Source organism: Methylobacter sp. Wu8, from assembly GCF_036440755.1.
Taxonomy (GTDB): domain Bacteria; phylum Pseudomonadota; class Gammaproteobacteria; order Methylococcales; family Methylomonadaceae; genus Methylobacter_A; species Methylobacter_A tundripaludum_A.
Genome location: NZ_JAZGVT010000076.1, coordinates 134,079 through 148,074 on the forward strand (window position 1 = coordinate 134,079; position 13,996 = coordinate 148,074).

Below are 13,996 nucleotides of genomic sequence, written 5' to 3' on the forward strand. Positions count from 1 at the left end.
GAAGCCCAGGTTTTCCCTGTTTTTCACCCGTTCCTTCAGCATCTGTTATCTTTGCAATATAATTTAATTTTTCAGGCAAAATCACACATCCGCCATGCAAACACGTGCTTTTTCAGTCAGTTTTTTTCTAGTTTGTTTCCTTTGTTTAAGTAGCCAGTCTGCGTTTGCCAAGAAAATGTACCGCTGGGTCAATGAGAATGGCGAAACCGTTTTCTCCGACCAAGTGCCGCCGGAGCATGCCCAGTTGCGGAGGGAATCGCTGAACGAAAAAGGCCGGGTTGTTGAAGTCACTGAACAGGCAAAAACGAAAGAACAGCAGGCTATCGATGACAGGCTGAACGCGTTAAAAAAAGCCCAGGAAAAAATTATCGCCCAGCAGGCGGCTAACGACAAAGTGCTGCTCAGCACCTTCCGTAACCTGAAAGACATGGAATCGAGCCTTTACGCAAAAATGCAATCTCTGGATGCGCAGCGGAATGTGGCTCAAGCCAATTTAAAGCGCGTTGAAAATCAACTGGAGACGCAGCAAAAGAAAGCCGCGGAACTCGAACGCAACGGCAAAAAAATCCCGGCAACGTTGCTGGACGAAATCAAACAAACAGAAGCCCAGATTCAAGCCGCTTACGCTGAAATAAATAAACAGATCGAAAAAAAGAACCGCGCCAAGGCCGAATTTGAAGCGGATATTGAACGCTATAAATTTTTAACCCAGGGGAATACCGATCCATCAAACGCGCCAGACCTATCTGTACAAGCCAAAGCCGCCGCCGAGATCGGCCTGTATGCCTGCGAGACTGATGAACTATGCGCAAAGGCCTGGGCTAGCGCTCATGAGTTTATCAAGGCCCATGCCACGACTCCGATCGATACCGATACCGACAAATTGATTATGGGCCGTGCGCCTGCAAGCGACAGCGATCTAAGTTTGTCGGTGTCAAAAATAGAAGATGAGAATAAAAAACAGCAGCTTTTTCTCGATATACGCTGCCGGGAATCATCGCTAGGAACGGAACTCTGCGCCAGCCAGAAAGTCCGGGAGTTACGCTCGGCGTTCAAGCCCTATATCGAATCAATGTTGGACAAATGAGGATTTTGAATATTTTTTATAAACATAATAGCCGATGATGGCTGTGCTGAGCCATCCGGTCACTAAAGGTCCGACGACATAGTTATAGCTGCTGACCAGATAAAGATATTCCGAATTTAAATTCGGATTGAACAAGGTGCCGTTCATTTTTATTTGCCACACCCACCCGGCATGACAACCGATGCATAGACCTAAACTTTCTTTGGCCTGCGTTCTGATGACGGCGAGAAAAGCGCCGACGACCAGCAATGAAAGGAATGCCGATGCATTTTCCGGGTTCAGTACATTAGCCAATGCTTCGCCCAGCAAGGTAAAACCGCTTAACAGCTGGGCCTGTTGAAAAGGTATCTCGGTTTTGCTGTCCAGGAAATGCAAAGCCGCATAATAAATTGAGCTGATTAAAATGGCCGCTATGACCGGCAAGTTCTTTTTTAAACCCGCCAATAACACCCCTCGAAAAACCGATTCCTCAAAGGCCGCAATCAATAGCGCCAGCAATAAAGACAGCATTATTTTTTTAACTATGAAACCGGCTGTCCAGGGCTCCGATTGATCAACGGTGTCGATGCCGAGAATATACAGGGTGATAAATATCGGCATCAGGGTGATAAATCCCAGACCGAACCCTTGTAATACCTGCTTCAAAAAAATGGCTCTCGCAGCAAAGCCTAAATCGCTCTTGTTAAATTTCAGATAGGCCACGGCCGGAAAAATACTCAGCACTAAGAATAACTGGGTCGATTTGGTGATTATTTTGGATAAAGGAAGCTGGCCATCTATACCCTGAAAAATAAAGTAACCTACGATACAAGCTAACGATGCGGCTGCGAGCAATACCAAAAGAGGCATTATTGAATTGATGATATATCTGCTCATTTGTCGCTCCTGCCAAAATCGCCCCATAACAACTGCACAGCGGTTAAGGCGGCGATTGATGCGGTTTCTGTTCTTAATATGCGGCTGCCTAAACGGACGGGTATGAAGCCGGAGGCTTTCGCTATGTCCCGTTCCCGATCGGAAAATCCGCCTTCGGGGCCGGTCAGTAAGGTTACCCTTCGACTAGGCTCAGGACAGGCTTCCATGGCTTCGGGTTTTAATTCCGTTAATGTCGTTTCCGCATAAGGGTCGAGAAATACTTTCAGGCCCTGTTGGTTGCCAACCCAGTCTTGCAACTGTTCAACTTCCGGCAGTGCGGGCAGGGTGGTCCTGCCGCTTTGCTCGGCGGCATGTTGAACTATTTTTTGCCAGTGCAATAAGCGCTGCGGCTTTTTTTCGCCTTTGAATTGCACCACGCAACGCTCGGTCAATAGCGGGGTGATGTGGTTGACGCCCAGCTCCACGGCTTTTTGCACGGTCAAATCCATCCTGTCGCCCCGCGAGACGGCTAGTCCCAAGATGACCTGCAACGGAGACTCCACACTGCGGTCGCTCCATTGCTCGACCGTAATCAGCACGGCCTTCCGGCCGGCTTCTGCAACAGTGCATAAATATTCCCCACCCTGGCCGTTAAATAAAATGACTGGGTCATCTTTTTTTAACCGCAACACCGTCCTGACATAATGGCCGTTGTCATCATCCAGTTCGATGAGTTTGCCTGTAGCCAGCGATGCCGGTGTATATAATCTGGAAACTCGCATAATCAGTCCTTAACCGCCTGTTGTATGCCTTGCCAAGCCACATCGGCAATCAACAAGAGTTCATTTTCGGTAACAATGTAGGGTGGCATGAAATAAATAACGTTGCCCAAGGGCCGCAATAATACACCTTGAGACAGCGCGTATTGATAGACTTTAAGCCCGCGGCGCTCCTGCCAGGGATAAGGTTCGCGGGTGCGTTTGTTTTTGACCAGCTCAATCGCCAGGATCATGCCGGTTTGCCTGACTTCTGCGACATTCGGATGATCATGAAAACGCGCCGCCGCTTTCGCCATGCTATCGGCCAAGGATTTGTTTTTTTCGATGATGTTGTGCTGCTGGAAAATATCGATGGTGGCAAGTGCGGCCCTGCATGCCAGCGCATTGCCGGTATAGCTGTGCGAATGCAGGAATGCGCTCATCGCCTGATAATCGGCATAGAACGCCTGGTACACCTGATCGGTGGTCAGCACCGCCGACAACGGCAAATAGCCGCCGGTCAAGCCTTTGGACAAGCACATGAAATCGGGGCTGATTACCGCTTGCTCACAAGCAAACAATGTACCAGTGCGTCCGAAACCGACCGCGATTTCATCGGCGATTAAATGCACGTTGTATTTATCGCAGGCGGCGCGCAGCAATTTCAAATAGACCGGATCATACATGCGCATATTGCCTGCGCATTGCACCAAAGGCTCAATGATGACCGCGCAAACCGCGTCATTGTGTTGTTGCAGTGTCTGTTCCATCAGGGCAAAGCGGCGGGTCGAATAATCGGCCCATGACTCGCCGGGTTCGCGGAGGTAACAGTCCGGGCCGGGGACGGTGATGACATCCATTAATAACGGTGCGTAGGTTTCTTTATAGAGCGACACATTGCCGACGGCCAGTGCGCCTAAGGTCTCGCCGTGATAACTGTTTTCCAGCGTGATGAATCTGGTTTTTTGGGTTTGCCCGAGGTTGCGCCAATAGTGGAAGCTCATCTTCAGCGCGACTTCCACCGCAGAAGAACCGTTGTCGGCATAAAAACAACGGTTCAGTCCTTCCGGCGTTATTTCAACCAGTTTTTCCGCCAGTTTGACCGCTGACTGATGAGTGAATCCGGCAAAAATCACATGTTCCAGCGTATCGAGCTGGTCTTTTAGCGCCGCATTGATTATAGGATTGGCATGGCCGAATAAATTGACCCACCATGAGCTGATCGCATCGAGATAGCGGTTGCCGTCAAAGTCTTCCAGCCAAACGCCTTGCCCTTTTTTGATCGGAATAATCGGGAAGGTTTCGTGATCTTTCATTTGCGTGCAGGGATGCCACAATATGGAAAGGTCTCGATCGGAAAGGGATTGGTTGGACGGCATAAGCTAAAGGTTCAGATTGGTAGCCGTTCCCAATGGCGCTTGGGAACGAGTGTGATTTTTGCTGCTATACGGATTTTGAACGCGGCCACGATTTGAGTGGTGTTTTTATTTTTGAGGCTTGATGTGCAAATTGTCCAAAATCGCCAGGGTAGGTGCGGCCTGATTCATCGTGTAAAAATGCAGTCCGGGTGCGCCGCCGTCAAGAAGACGTTGGCAAAGGTTGCTGACTACATCCAGGCCGAATGCCTGCACGGATTCCTTGTCATCGCCAAAACTCTCCAGACGTTTTCTGAGCCAACGGGGAATATCCGCGCCGCACATTTCCGAAAAGCGGAACAATTGTGTGTATTGGGTAATCGGCATAATGCCGGGTACGATGGGGATTGTTATGCCGTTTTTCTCACAGGCGTCAACAAAATAAAAATATGCTTCGGCATTGTAAAAATACTGTGTAATGGCGGCATTGGCGCCCGCCGCCACTTTACGCTTGAAGTTCTTGAAATCTTCCACGCCGTTGGCGGCTTGCGGATGGACTTCGGGGTAGGCCGCTACGTGGATCTGAAAATGATCACCGGTTTCCTGGCGGATAAACTCGACCAGCTCATTGGCATAGCGGAATTCTCCCGCTGACATCATGCCTGAGGGTAAATCACCTCTTAAGGCAACAATCTTGGTAATGCCATGATCCTGATAATCCTTCAGAATGGCGCGAATATTATCTTTGGTTGAGGCCACGCAAGATAAATGCGGTGCGGCGGCGACGCCTTTGGCTTGAATTTCGATGACCGTAACGAAGGTTTTATCGCGGGTTGAGCCACCGGCGCCAAAAGTAACGGAAAAAAAGTCGGGATTGAGTTTTGCCAGTTTGCTCTGAACAATTTGCAAACTTGCCGCGCCTTCTTCGGTTTTTGGCGGGTAAAATTCGAAACTGAACAGTTGGGGATGCTGTTTTTGCGATTGCATTTTATGGTCTCACTGACGGGAATCTAAAATGTATCGTTCCCACGGTTTCTGCCGGGATACCGCTGTGGAGCCATTGCGTTCCGTGCCGCAAAAACGGCACGGATTGCATTCCCACGGGGACCGTGGGAACGATGATTAATCAATAACGGTAATGATCGGCTTTAAACGGCCCATCAACCGGAACATTGATGTATTTGGCTTGCGCTTCAGTCAACACGGTCAAATTAACGCCCAATTGCTTCAGGTGTGATCGGGCAACTTTTTCGTCCAGTTTTTTAGGCAGTATGTAAACCTTGTTTTCATACTGGGCGGAATTTTTCCAAAGTTCAATTTGCGCCAGAACCTGGTTACAGAACGAGTTAGACATTACAAAACTTGGATGTCCTGTAGCGCAGCCCAGATTAACCAAACGGCCTTCAGCCAGGATGATCAGACGTTTGCCGTCAGGAAAAATCACATGATCAACTTGAGGTTTGATGTTTTCCCAAGTGTATTGACGCAATGAAGAAATTTCAATTTCCGCATCGAAGTGACCGATGTTGCAGACAATCGCCTGGTCTCTCATTGCAAGCATGTGCTGATGGGTAATGATATTGAAGTTGCCGGTTGCGGTAACAAAAATATTGGCAAGAGGTGCGGCCTCTTCCATCGTTACCACGCGATAACCTTCCATCGCCGCCTGCAATGCGCAGATTGGGTCGATTTCGGTGATCCATACCGTAGCCCCTAGGCCGCGCAAGGATTGCGCACAACCTTTGCCGACATCGCCGTAACCGCAGACTACGGCGATTTTTCCGGCGATCATCACGTCGGTAGCGCGCTTGATGCCGTCAACCAAGGATTCGCGGCAACCGTACAGGTTGTCGAATTTTGATTTTGTTACCGAATCGTTAACATTGAATGCGGGAACTTTTAACGTGCCTTTGGCGACCATTTCATACAGACGCAATACGCCGGTAGTGGTTTCTTCGGACAAGCCTTTAATATCGGCCATTAATTCAGGATATTTTTCATGCATCATGACGGTTAAATCGCCGCCATCATCCAGAATCATGTTCGGGCGCCAGCCGTCAAGACCGTCAATGGTTTGAGCGATACACCATTCGGCTTCTTCTTCTGTTTCGCCTTTCCATGCAAAAACAGGAATGCCAGCCGCCGCCATTGCGGCAGCGGCATGATCTTGTGTAGAAAAAATATTGCAGGAAGACCAACGCACTTCTGCGCCTAATGCAGTCAGGGTTTCAATCAATACTGCTGTCTGAATGGTCATATGCAGACACCCTGCAATACGAGCGCCTTTTAATGGTTGTTCGCTGCCATATTCTCCACGTAGCGCCATTAAGCCCGGCATTTCAGTTTCGGCGATATTGATTTCTTTGCGGCCCCATTCTGCCAGAGCAATGTCGGCGACTTTATAATCTGGTTGGCTCATTATGTTTCCCGTATTTAGTGTTTAATTAAAGGCCGGCAGCATCTTTTAATGCGTCAACTTTATCGGTCTTTTCCCAGCTAAAGGAATCTTCGGTACGTCCGAAATGACCATACGCCGCAGTTGTTTGGTAGATAGGCTTTAACAGGCCTAACATTGCAATCAAGCCTTTAGGTCTTAAATCAAAATTGTCTCTGACAATTTGCACCAGTCTGTCTTCGCTGATTTTGCCCGTGCCAAACGTTTCAACCGTAATAGATGTAGGTTCTGCAACACCGATCGCGTAAGAAACCTGAATTTCACAGCGTTCGGCTAATCCGGCCGCAACAATGTTTTTTGCTACATAGCGCGCCATGTATGCCGCTGAACGGTCAACTTTTGATGGATCTTTGCCTGAAAACGCACCGCCGCCGTGTCTTGCCATGCCGCCGTAGGTGTCAACGATAATTTTACGTCCGGTTAAGCCACAGTCGCCGACAGGGCCGCCGATAACGAACTGACCGGTAGGGTTAATGAAATATTTGGTATCTTTATGCAGCCATTCTTTAGGCAAAATCGGCAGGATAATTTCATCCATCACCGCTTCATGCAATGCTTTGGTAGCAATATCAGGTGAATGTTGGGTAGATAAAACAACCGCATCGATGGCTACGGGTTTGTTGTTTTCGTAGCGAAAAGTAATCTGGCTTTTCGCATCAGGGCGGAGCCAAGGCAAGGTTTTATTTTTGCGTACTTCAGCTTGGCGCTTGACCAGCAGGTGAGAATAGGTGATCGGCGCCGGCATCAATACATCGGTTTCATTGCTGGCATAACCGAACATTAAGCCTTGATCGCCCGCACCTTGTTCATGGTTTTCTGCTTCATCGACACCCATTGCAATATCAGCCGATTGCTTGCCTATTGCATTTAAAACTGCACAACTTTGACCGTCGAAACCTATATCGCCATGGTCATAGCCGATGTCACAGACAACTTTTCGAACCAGGGCTTCAAGATCAACCCAGGCGTTGGTGGTTACTTCGCCCGCCAAAACAACCATGCCGGTTTTTACCAGCGTTTCGCAAGCAACTCGTGAACGAGGATCTTGAGCCAACAAGGCATCAAGCACCGCATCTGAAATTTGATCCGCAACCTTGTCAGGATGCCCTTCTGAAACTGATTCTGATGTAAAAGAATAATTATTGCTCACGATACCACCTTGCTAAAATGTAAAACCCAGATGTACAAAAGGCTGCTGATGCAGCCTTCTTGTGTATGGTGGGCCCTGTAGGACTTGAACCTACGACCTGCCGATTATGAGTCGGACGCTCTAACCAACTGAGCTAAGGGCCCTTATGTATTAATTACTCGCCATCCAGAAAGCAGCGCAATTGCTCTGATCTTGAAGGATGTCTAAGTTTCCTTAATGCTTTGGCTTCAATTTGACGGATTCTTTCACGCGTCACGTCGAATTGCTTGCCTACTTCTTCCAGCGTATGGTCGGTATTCATATTGATGCCAAAACGCATCCGCAGAACTTTTGCTTCTCTTGCCGTTAAGCCAGCCAACACATTTTGTGTCGATTCACGCAAACCGGCAATCGTTGCAGCTTCAACCGGGGACAATACTTTAGCATCTTCTATGAAATCTCCCAAATGAGAATCTTCATCGTCGCCAATAGGGGTTTCCATTGAAATAGGTTCTTTGGCGATTTTTAATACCTTGCGAACTTTGTCTTCAGGCATTTCCATGCGTTCCGCCAGCTCTTCCGGCGTTGCTTCCCGTCCCAATTCCTGAAGTATTTGCCTGGAAATTCGATTCAATTTATTGATCGTTTCGATCATATGCACCGGAATACGAATAGTTCGGGCCTGATCCGCAATCGAGCGGGTGATGGCTTGCCTGATCCACCATGTTGCATAGGTTGAAAACTTATATCCGCGACGGTATTCGAATTTATCGACGGCTTTCATTAAGCCGATATTGCCTTCCTGAATCAAATCCAGAAATTGTAATCCACGATTAGTATATTTTTTAGCTATTGAAATGACCAGCCTTAAATTAGCCTCGATCATTTCTTTTTTCGCGCGTCTTGCTTTGGCTTCGCCAATAGACATGCGCCGGTTAATGTCCTTTAGCCCGCTAATGGTTAGGCCATACTCCACTTCTATATCGGTAAGTGTTTTTTGGGCTTTTCTTGCTTCTTTTTCGCGTTCTTTCAGTGCTTGCGAGTATTTGCTTGCGTTCAAGTACTGATCGAGCCATTCTGAACTGGCTTCATTCTCAGTAAAGGAGGCGATAAATTCCTTGCGCGGCATCTTTGCATGGTTAACGAAAATGTCCATGATCAGTCTTTCCTGCTCACGCACGGCAGCAACACCGTCAGGAATGATAGCTGTCAATTTCTTTAAATACTGAGGAGTCCATTTAAACTCCATAAACAAATCAGCCAACGCTTCAAATTCTTTTTCTGTTTTATCGCTCAAATAGCCATGCTTTTTGATGGCTGCAGCGGCTATTTTTAACTGCTTTCTGAGCGTGTCAACCTTGTCTTTAACCTCTTCGTAATTTAGCCCTTTCGGCTCTTCTTCGGCTGCAACGGCGGCTGTTTCTTCGAGATCGTCACCGATTGGCAAAGCCGTGACAAAATCATCGGGCTCGCTTAAATCCACAAAACCGGAAATTAAATCTGTCAGGCGAATACCGCCTTCTTCGCTGGATATATTATCAAACGATTGCAAAAAATCTTCAACAACGATGCAGGAGCGAGCGATGGCCTTAACCAGTTGCTGCTGTCCTTCTTCAATGCGCTTGGCAATTTTTAATTCGTCGGCGCGAGTCAATAATTCCACTGAGCCCATTTCCCGCATATACATGCGCACCGGGTCTGTGGTTCTGCCGAACTCGCTATCGACAGAAGCTAAAGCAGCAACTTCCTCGGCATCTTCATCGTCCGTAGTAACGGCTGCTGAGTCGGTAATCAGGGAATCTTCGTCCGGTGCGACCTCATAAACCTGAATCCCCATATCATTGATCATGCCAATGATATCTTCAATTTGTTCAGGATCAACAATGTCGCTGGGCAAGTGATCATTGACCTCGGCATAAGTCAGGTAACCCTGTATTTTGCCTTTGGCTATCAATTGTTTGAGTTGGGACTGCTGCTGTTCTTGATTCATCATTTACTCACGGAAGACTTTAGTTCGACCTAGCTTCGCCGAACCAAAAATTATACTACAAATTCCTATTATTTTGCACCAAACTATTTAGCTGTCAGCATTTTTCGCAGCAGCTCTTTCTCCTGTGCATCCAATCCTCTGATCTTGTCTTTATCCAGCAGTCTAGCCAAACTGGCTTCTCTGGCTTGGATTAATAGCCTGTTCAGTGCGTCGCAAAATACCGTCTCTATCTTGTCGTCAGGAACCTGTAAGTCTAAAAAAGCCAAGGCTTTTATAGGTTTTTCTTCGGTGGCGTCTCGATAGCACTCCACCAAGACAGGCATGGTTGCCGGGTTTTTATCTGCAATCGTTTGCAGGATATTCATAAATAAGGCGGCGCCTTTGAATTCCAGTCCGTCCCAGTCAATTTCGCGTTGCTCAACTATCTCGGCCAGTCGAGGGTTCTGGATCAGCAAGGCGATCGCTACGCGCGCCGAAGATAATCTGCCGCTATTTGGTAGTGGTTTTCTATGTATTTCCGGGCGCTGTTTTGAGCTTTGCTTGGGAGTAAGTGTAGCTGTATTCTCCAAAACATCCAGGCCGGTCCAGCCCGATAATTCTTTTAGTCGGGCAAGCATCATTTCTTTAAAAATACTCTCCGGCAATTTTTCCAGATACGGCTTAGCTTTGTTTACCAGTTGTGCTCGGCCCTCCATTTCGGACAGATTCAGTTCGTTCGAGACGCGTCCAAAAAAATATTCCGATAAGGTTTCGGCTGCCTGTACACGGGCAGTAAAGCCGTCAATTCCCTCTTCTCTTATCAGTGAATCGGGGTCATGATTTTGTGGTAACAGCATAATGCGAATCTGTCGCCCATCCTTTAAGCTGGAAAAGGCCGGTTCCATTGCTCTCCATGCTGCTTCCCGCCCAGCTTTATCTCCATCGAAACAAAATATCAGTTCCGAGGTAAACCGGAATAATAAATCCAGGTGGGCTTGCGATGCCGCCGTCCCGAGCGCTGCGACCGCGTAATGGATGCCGAACTGAGCTAAGGCGATAACATCCATATAGCCCTCAACAATCAAAATCCTCTGGGGTTTGGCATTCTTTTCCAGTAGCTCATATAAGCCGTAAACTTCCTTGCCTTTGTGAAATAAGGGCGTTTCCGGGGAATTCAAGTACTTGGGCAAAGAATTATCGAGTACTCGCCCGCCAAAGCCGATGATGCGGGAGCGTTTATCCCTGATCGGAAACATGATGCGACCGCGAAAGCGATCATAAATCTGCCCGCCTTCTTTGCTGACTAGCATGCCGGCCTCAAGCAATAGTTTCTGGTCAAATTGATTCGCCAAAGCTTGCCATTCGTCAGGTGCGTAGCCCAGCATGAAGTCGCTGGCGCAATCGCCGCTGACGCCTCTGCTTTTTAAGTATTCAACGGCCTTTTTTCCTTCGGCGCTAGTTCGCAGCTGATCCGCGTAAAAGGCTGCTGCTTTCTCCATTAGCGCATACAGATCGTTTAGGTCTCCTTTTTTTTGTGTTGATTGATATTCGACTGATTCTCTGGGTACTTCGATCCCTGCAAATCCTGCTAGGTCTTCAACGGCCTCAACAAAGTCAAGATGGCTAAAATCCATTAGAAAGCTAATGGCGTTGCCGCTGGCTCCGCAGCCAAAGCAATAAAAGAATTGCTTTTTTCGGTTTACGGAAAAGCTGGGGGTTTTTTCGGTATGGAAAGGGCAGCGAGCGACAAAATTGTTACCCGTTTTTTTTAGAGGGACATGCGAGTCGATCAAATCGACAATATCAACCCGCACCAAAAGCTCGTCAATAAATTCGCGAGGGATTCTACCTGACACGCAATGCTCCGGCGGTTGCAGGGATGTAGGAGATAAACGCCAAAAACAGGTGCTTTAGGCGGCGCAGAATCAGTTGCAGACAAAAATCAGCAAAGAAACTATCCAGCTAGTGAGGCTTTGATTTTATTGCTCACAACCGACATGTCGGCGCGCCCCTGCATTTTTACTTTAAGCAAAGCCATGACCTTGCCCATATCCTTAATTGATTCGGCGCCGGATTCTGCAACAGCGTCCTTAACCATTAAATCAATTTCGGTCTCGGTCAGGGCTTGAGGCAAGAAGTCCTGAATCACCGGAATTTCGGCCTCTTCAATGGCTACCAGGTCGTCCCGGCCGGCCTCGGAAAATTGGCGGATGGATTCGCGGCGCTGTTTGAGCATCTTGTCGAGAACCATGATAATCCGTTCATTATCCAAGACAATGCGCTCGTCGACTTCCACCTGCTTGATGGCGGCCAAAATCAAGCGGATTACACCCAGTCTTGCTTTATCGCCGCCTTTCATGGAGGCTTTCATGTCGTCCTTGATGCGATCTATTAACAAATCCATCGTATTAACCTTGATCCTTTACAGTACAGGGCGTCCGCGACGTAGATTTTTCAGTGCGTAACGTTCACGCGCTAATTTCTTCAAGTGACGTTTAACGGCGGCGGCGCCTTTGCGTTTGCGTTCTGCGGTTGGTTTTTCATAAAACTCGCGGCGACGCACTTCTGCCAATACACCGGCTTTTTCACAAGCGCGTTTGAAGCGGCGAATCGCAATATCAAATGGTTCGTTTTCTTTGATTTTTACTGACGGCATTATAATGACCCAAATATGTTAATATTTAAAAAGTTAGGATTTTTAATCCACTGAACAAACAGAACCCTTAATTATACCTTTACTTTTATAAATTTCAAAAACTCAATGTACGTTTTAGGCATAGAAACCTCTTGTGACGAAACCGGCGTCGCCATTTATCATTCCGAACACGGCCTGTGCAGCCATCTTTTATACAGTCAAGTCGATATGCATAGCGAATACGGCGGCGTCGTCCCCGAACTGGCATCGCGCGACCATATTCGGAAACTGGTGCCCCTGATCAAGCAATGCCTAAAAGAAAGCGGATTGACCGGCAGCGATATTAACGGCATTGCCTACACCGCAGGTCCCGGCCTGATGGGGGCGTTGCTGGTTGGCGCGGCAACGGCCAGAAGCCTGGCTTGGGCGTGGCAAATTCCCGCACTTGCCGTTCATCACATGGAAGGTCATTTGCTGGCGCCCATGTTGGAAGAAAACCCGCCGGAATTTCCTTTTGTCGCGTTGCTGATTTCCGGGGGGCATACCTTGCTTGTGCGGGTTGAGGGAATCGGCCGCTATCAACTATTAGGCGAATCCCTTGATGATGCTGCCGGTGAAGCGTTTGATAAGACCGCAAAAATGCTGGGCTTGGGCTATCCCGGCGGACCGAAACTGTCCGCATTGGCAGAACAGGGTAAGCCGCAGATTAAATTTCCCCGTCCGATGACAGACCGTCCCGGATTGGACTTTAGCTTTAGCGGCTTAAAAACTTTCACGTTGAATGCCGTTAACGCCTCTGGAAAGACAGATCAAGATAAAGCCGATGTCGCAGCCGCATTCCAGCAGGCGGTTGCCGAGACGCTCAGCATCAAATGCAAGCGGGCCTTGCAGCAAACCAGCCTGAAACGACTGGTTGTTGCCGGAGGCGTCAGCGCCAACAAGCAAATCCGAGCATCCTTAACCCAAATGGTTGCCAAGGAAAATGCCCGGCTTTATTTTCCCCGGCTGCAATTTTGCACCGATAACGGCGCAATGATTGCCTATGCGGGTTGTCAGCGTTTAATGGCGGGCCAGCAACAAGGGCTGGAAATTTATGCCCGCCCTCGTTGGCCGATTAGTGAGTTATCCGGCTGTTGATCAGGCTTCTTGGCCGGCCAGCAAGCGTTGAATATTGCTCTTGTGTCGCCATAGCAAGAACACCGTCATCACTGCGGAAGCGGCAACGATGGCCTCGTTGCCGACTATAAACCAGGCAAAAACCGGCGACAGGGTCGAGGCGACTAACGCGGACAAGGATGAAATCTTGCCCAGCTTATAAATTAGGTACCAGGTCGCCATGAACGCAAGACCGAGCGCCCAGAAAAAACCGAGCAACACGCCGACCGATGTCGCAACGCCTTTGCCGCCTTTAAAACCGAAAAATACCGGGTAGAGGTGGCCTATAAACGCCGCCAAGCCGGTCGCCGCAACTAACTCAAGAGGCAGTCCCAACACATTCGCGGCATAAACCGGGATCAATCCTTTCAGCGAATCGCCCAGCAGGGTAATCGCCGCTGCTTTTTTTCCGCCGATACGCATCACATTGGTTGCGCCGGGATTGCCCGAGCCCTGCTCGCGGGGATCGGGCAATCCCATCATGCGGCAGATAATAATTGCACTGGAAATTGAGCCTATCAAATAGGCGGCCGGAATAAACAACCATTCAACCATCATGTAACCTTTTCATCATTCAGAACTTGTAAGCGCAGGGAGT

The 13,996-nt window shown here is 48.5% G+C and carries 13 protein-coding genes and 1 tRNA gene; 2 read left to right on the plus strand and 12 right to left on the minus strand.

Going from position 1 to position 13,996, the window contains the following annotated elements; genetic code table 11:
* The first annotated feature begins 94 nt into the window (after positions 1 to 94).
* Entirely contained in the window at positions 95 to 1,087 is a 993-nt protein-coding gene (locus tag V3O24_RS18585) for a DUF4124 domain-containing protein (protein WP_331308327.1), read from the plus strand.
* Here V3O24_RS18585 and V3O24_RS18590 read toward each other — a convergent pair.
* The 11 genes from V3O24_RS18590 to rpsU all read right to left on the minus strand — a co-directional run bounded on the left by V3O24_RS18590 (position 1,070) and on the right by rpsU (position 12,264).
* Positions 1,070 to 1,963 (minus strand): type II CAAX endopeptidase family protein, encoded by an 894-nt coding sequence (locus V3O24_RS18590; RefSeq protein WP_331308328.1) that lies wholly within the window; start codon positions 1,961 to 1,963, stop codon positions 1,070 to 1,072. The genes V3O24_RS18585 and V3O24_RS18590 overlap by 18 nt on opposite strands.
* A complete protein-coding gene (locus V3O24_RS18595; protein WP_331308329.1) occupies positions 1,960 to 2,724 on the minus strand; it encodes a 16S rRNA (uracil(1498)-N(3))-methyltransferase in 765 nt (254 codons plus the stop codon). The genes V3O24_RS18590 and V3O24_RS18595 overlap by 4 nt, the downstream gene beginning before the upstream one ends.
* Before the next feature lie 2 nt (positions 2,725 to 2,726).
* On the minus strand, positions 2,727 to 4,079 hold the full coding sequence (locus V3O24_RS18600) for an adenosylmethionine--8-amino-7-oxononanoate transaminase (protein ID WP_331308330.1): 1,353 nt from the start codon (positions 4,077 to 4,079) through the stop codon (positions 2,727 to 2,729).
* A 105-nt stretch (positions 4,080 to 4,184) separates the two neighbouring features.
* Positions 4,185 to 5,042 (minus strand): methylenetetrahydrofolate reductase [NAD(P)H], encoded by an 858-nt coding sequence (gene metF / locus V3O24_RS18605; RefSeq protein WP_104422035.1) that lies wholly within the window; start codon positions 5,040 to 5,042, stop codon positions 4,185 to 4,187.
* Positions 5,043 to 5,181: 139 nt separating this feature from the next.
* Positions 5,182 to 6,474, minus strand: coding sequence for an adenosylhomocysteinase (gene ahcY, locus V3O24_RS18610; protein ID WP_104422034.1), 1,293 nt, complete (start codon positions 6,472 to 6,474; stop codon positions 5,182 to 5,184).
* A 25-nt stretch (positions 6,475 to 6,499) separates the two neighbouring features.
* Positions 6,500 to 7,660, minus strand: coding sequence for a methionine adenosyltransferase (gene metK / locus V3O24_RS18615; protein WP_331308331.1), 1,161 nt, complete (start codon positions 7,658 to 7,660; stop codon positions 6,500 to 6,502).
* A gap of 66 nt (positions 7,661 to 7,726) precedes the next feature.
* Positions 7,727 to 7,803: transfer RNA gene (locus V3O24_RS18620), tRNA-Ile, on the minus strand.
* 11 nt (positions 7,804 to 7,814) lie between these two features.
* Positions 7,815 to 9,629, minus strand: a complete 1,815-nt coding sequence (gene rpoD / locus V3O24_RS18625) for an RNA polymerase sigma factor RpoD (protein ID WP_104422032.1) — start codon at positions 9,627 to 9,629, stop codon at positions 7,815 to 7,817.
* Positions 9,630 to 9,712: 83 nt separating this feature from the next.
* Positions 9,713 to 11,464, minus strand: coding sequence for a DNA primase (gene dnaG, locus V3O24_RS18630; protein ID WP_331308332.1), 1,752 nt, complete (start codon positions 11,462 to 11,464; stop codon positions 9,713 to 9,715).
* Between the two features lie 98 nt (positions 11,465 to 11,562).
* Positions 11,563 to 12,012, minus strand: coding sequence for a GatB/YqeY domain-containing protein (locus V3O24_RS18635; protein ID WP_104422030.1), 450 nt, complete (start codon positions 12,010 to 12,012; stop codon positions 11,563 to 11,565).
* Positions 12,013 to 12,030: 18 nt separating this feature from the next.
* Positions 12,031 to 12,264, minus strand: a complete 234-nt coding sequence (gene rpsU / locus V3O24_RS18640; protein ID WP_104422029.1) for a 30S ribosomal protein S21 — start codon at positions 12,262 to 12,264, stop codon at positions 12,031 to 12,033.
* Positions 12,265 to 12,369: 105 nt separating this feature from the next.
* Between rpsU and tsaD the strand changes: the two genes are divergently transcribed.
* Entirely contained in the window at positions 12,370 to 13,380 is a 1,011-nt protein-coding gene (tsaD, locus tag V3O24_RS18645; RefSeq protein ID WP_331308333.1) for a tRNA (adenosine(37)-N6)-threonylcarbamoyltransferase complex transferase subunit TsaD, read from the plus strand.
* Here the strand turns inward: tsaD and plsY are convergent, their stop codons facing one another.
* The gene (gene plsY / locus V3O24_RS18650; protein ID WP_219820735.1) at positions 13,381 to 13,956 is read right to left on the minus strand and encodes a glycerol-3-phosphate 1-O-acyltransferase PlsY; all 576 of its coding nucleotides are present in this window, start codon (positions 13,954 to 13,956) and stop codon (positions 13,381 to 13,383) included.
* Positions 13,957 to 13,996 lie beyond the last annotated feature (40 nt).

What these genes read in the sequence shown, in the direction of transcription:
- V3O24_RS18585 (WP_331308327.1), top strand. Translation starts at nt 95, where the DNA reads ATGCAAACACGTGCTTTTTCAGTCAGTTTTTTTCTAGTTTGTTTCCTT.
- V3O24_RS18590 (WP_331308328.1), bottom strand. Translation starts at nt 1,963, where the DNA reads ATGAGCAGATATATCATCAATTCAATAATGCCTCTTTTGGTATTGCTC.
- V3O24_RS18595 (WP_331308329.1), bottom strand. Translation starts at nt 2,724, where the DNA reads ATGCGAGTTTCCAGATTATATACACCGGCATCGCTGGCTACAGGCAAA.
- V3O24_RS18600 (WP_331308330.1), bottom strand. Translation starts at nt 4,079, where the DNA reads ATGCCGTCCAACCAATCCCTTTCCGATCGAGACCTTTCCATATTGTGG.
- metF (WP_104422035.1), bottom strand. Translation starts at nt 5,042, where the DNA reads ATGCAATCGCAAAAACAGCATCCCCAACTGTTCAGTTTCGAATTTTAC.
- ahcY (WP_104422034.1), bottom strand. Translation starts at nt 6,474, where the DNA reads ATGAGCCAACCAGATTATAAAGTCGCCGACATTGCTCTGGCAGAATGG.
- rpoD (WP_104422032.1), bottom strand. Translation starts at nt 9,629, where the DNA reads ATGAATCAAGAACAGCAGCAGTCCCAACTCAAACAATTGATAGCCAAA.
- V3O24_RS18635 (WP_104422030.1), bottom strand. Translation starts at nt 12,012, where the DNA reads ATGGATTTGTTAATAGATCGCATCAAGGACGACATGAAAGCCTCCATG.
- rpsU (WP_104422029.1), bottom strand. Translation starts at nt 12,264, where the DNA reads ATGCCGTCAGTAAAAATCAAAGAAAACGAACCATTTGATATTGCGATT.
- tsaD (WP_331308333.1), top strand. Translation starts at nt 12,370, where the DNA reads ATGTACGTTTTAGGCATAGAAACCTCTTGTGACGAAACCGGCGTCGCC.
- plsY (WP_219820735.1), bottom strand. Translation starts at nt 13,956, where the DNA reads ATGATGGTTGAATGGTTGTTTATTCCGGCCGCCTATTTGATAGGCTCA.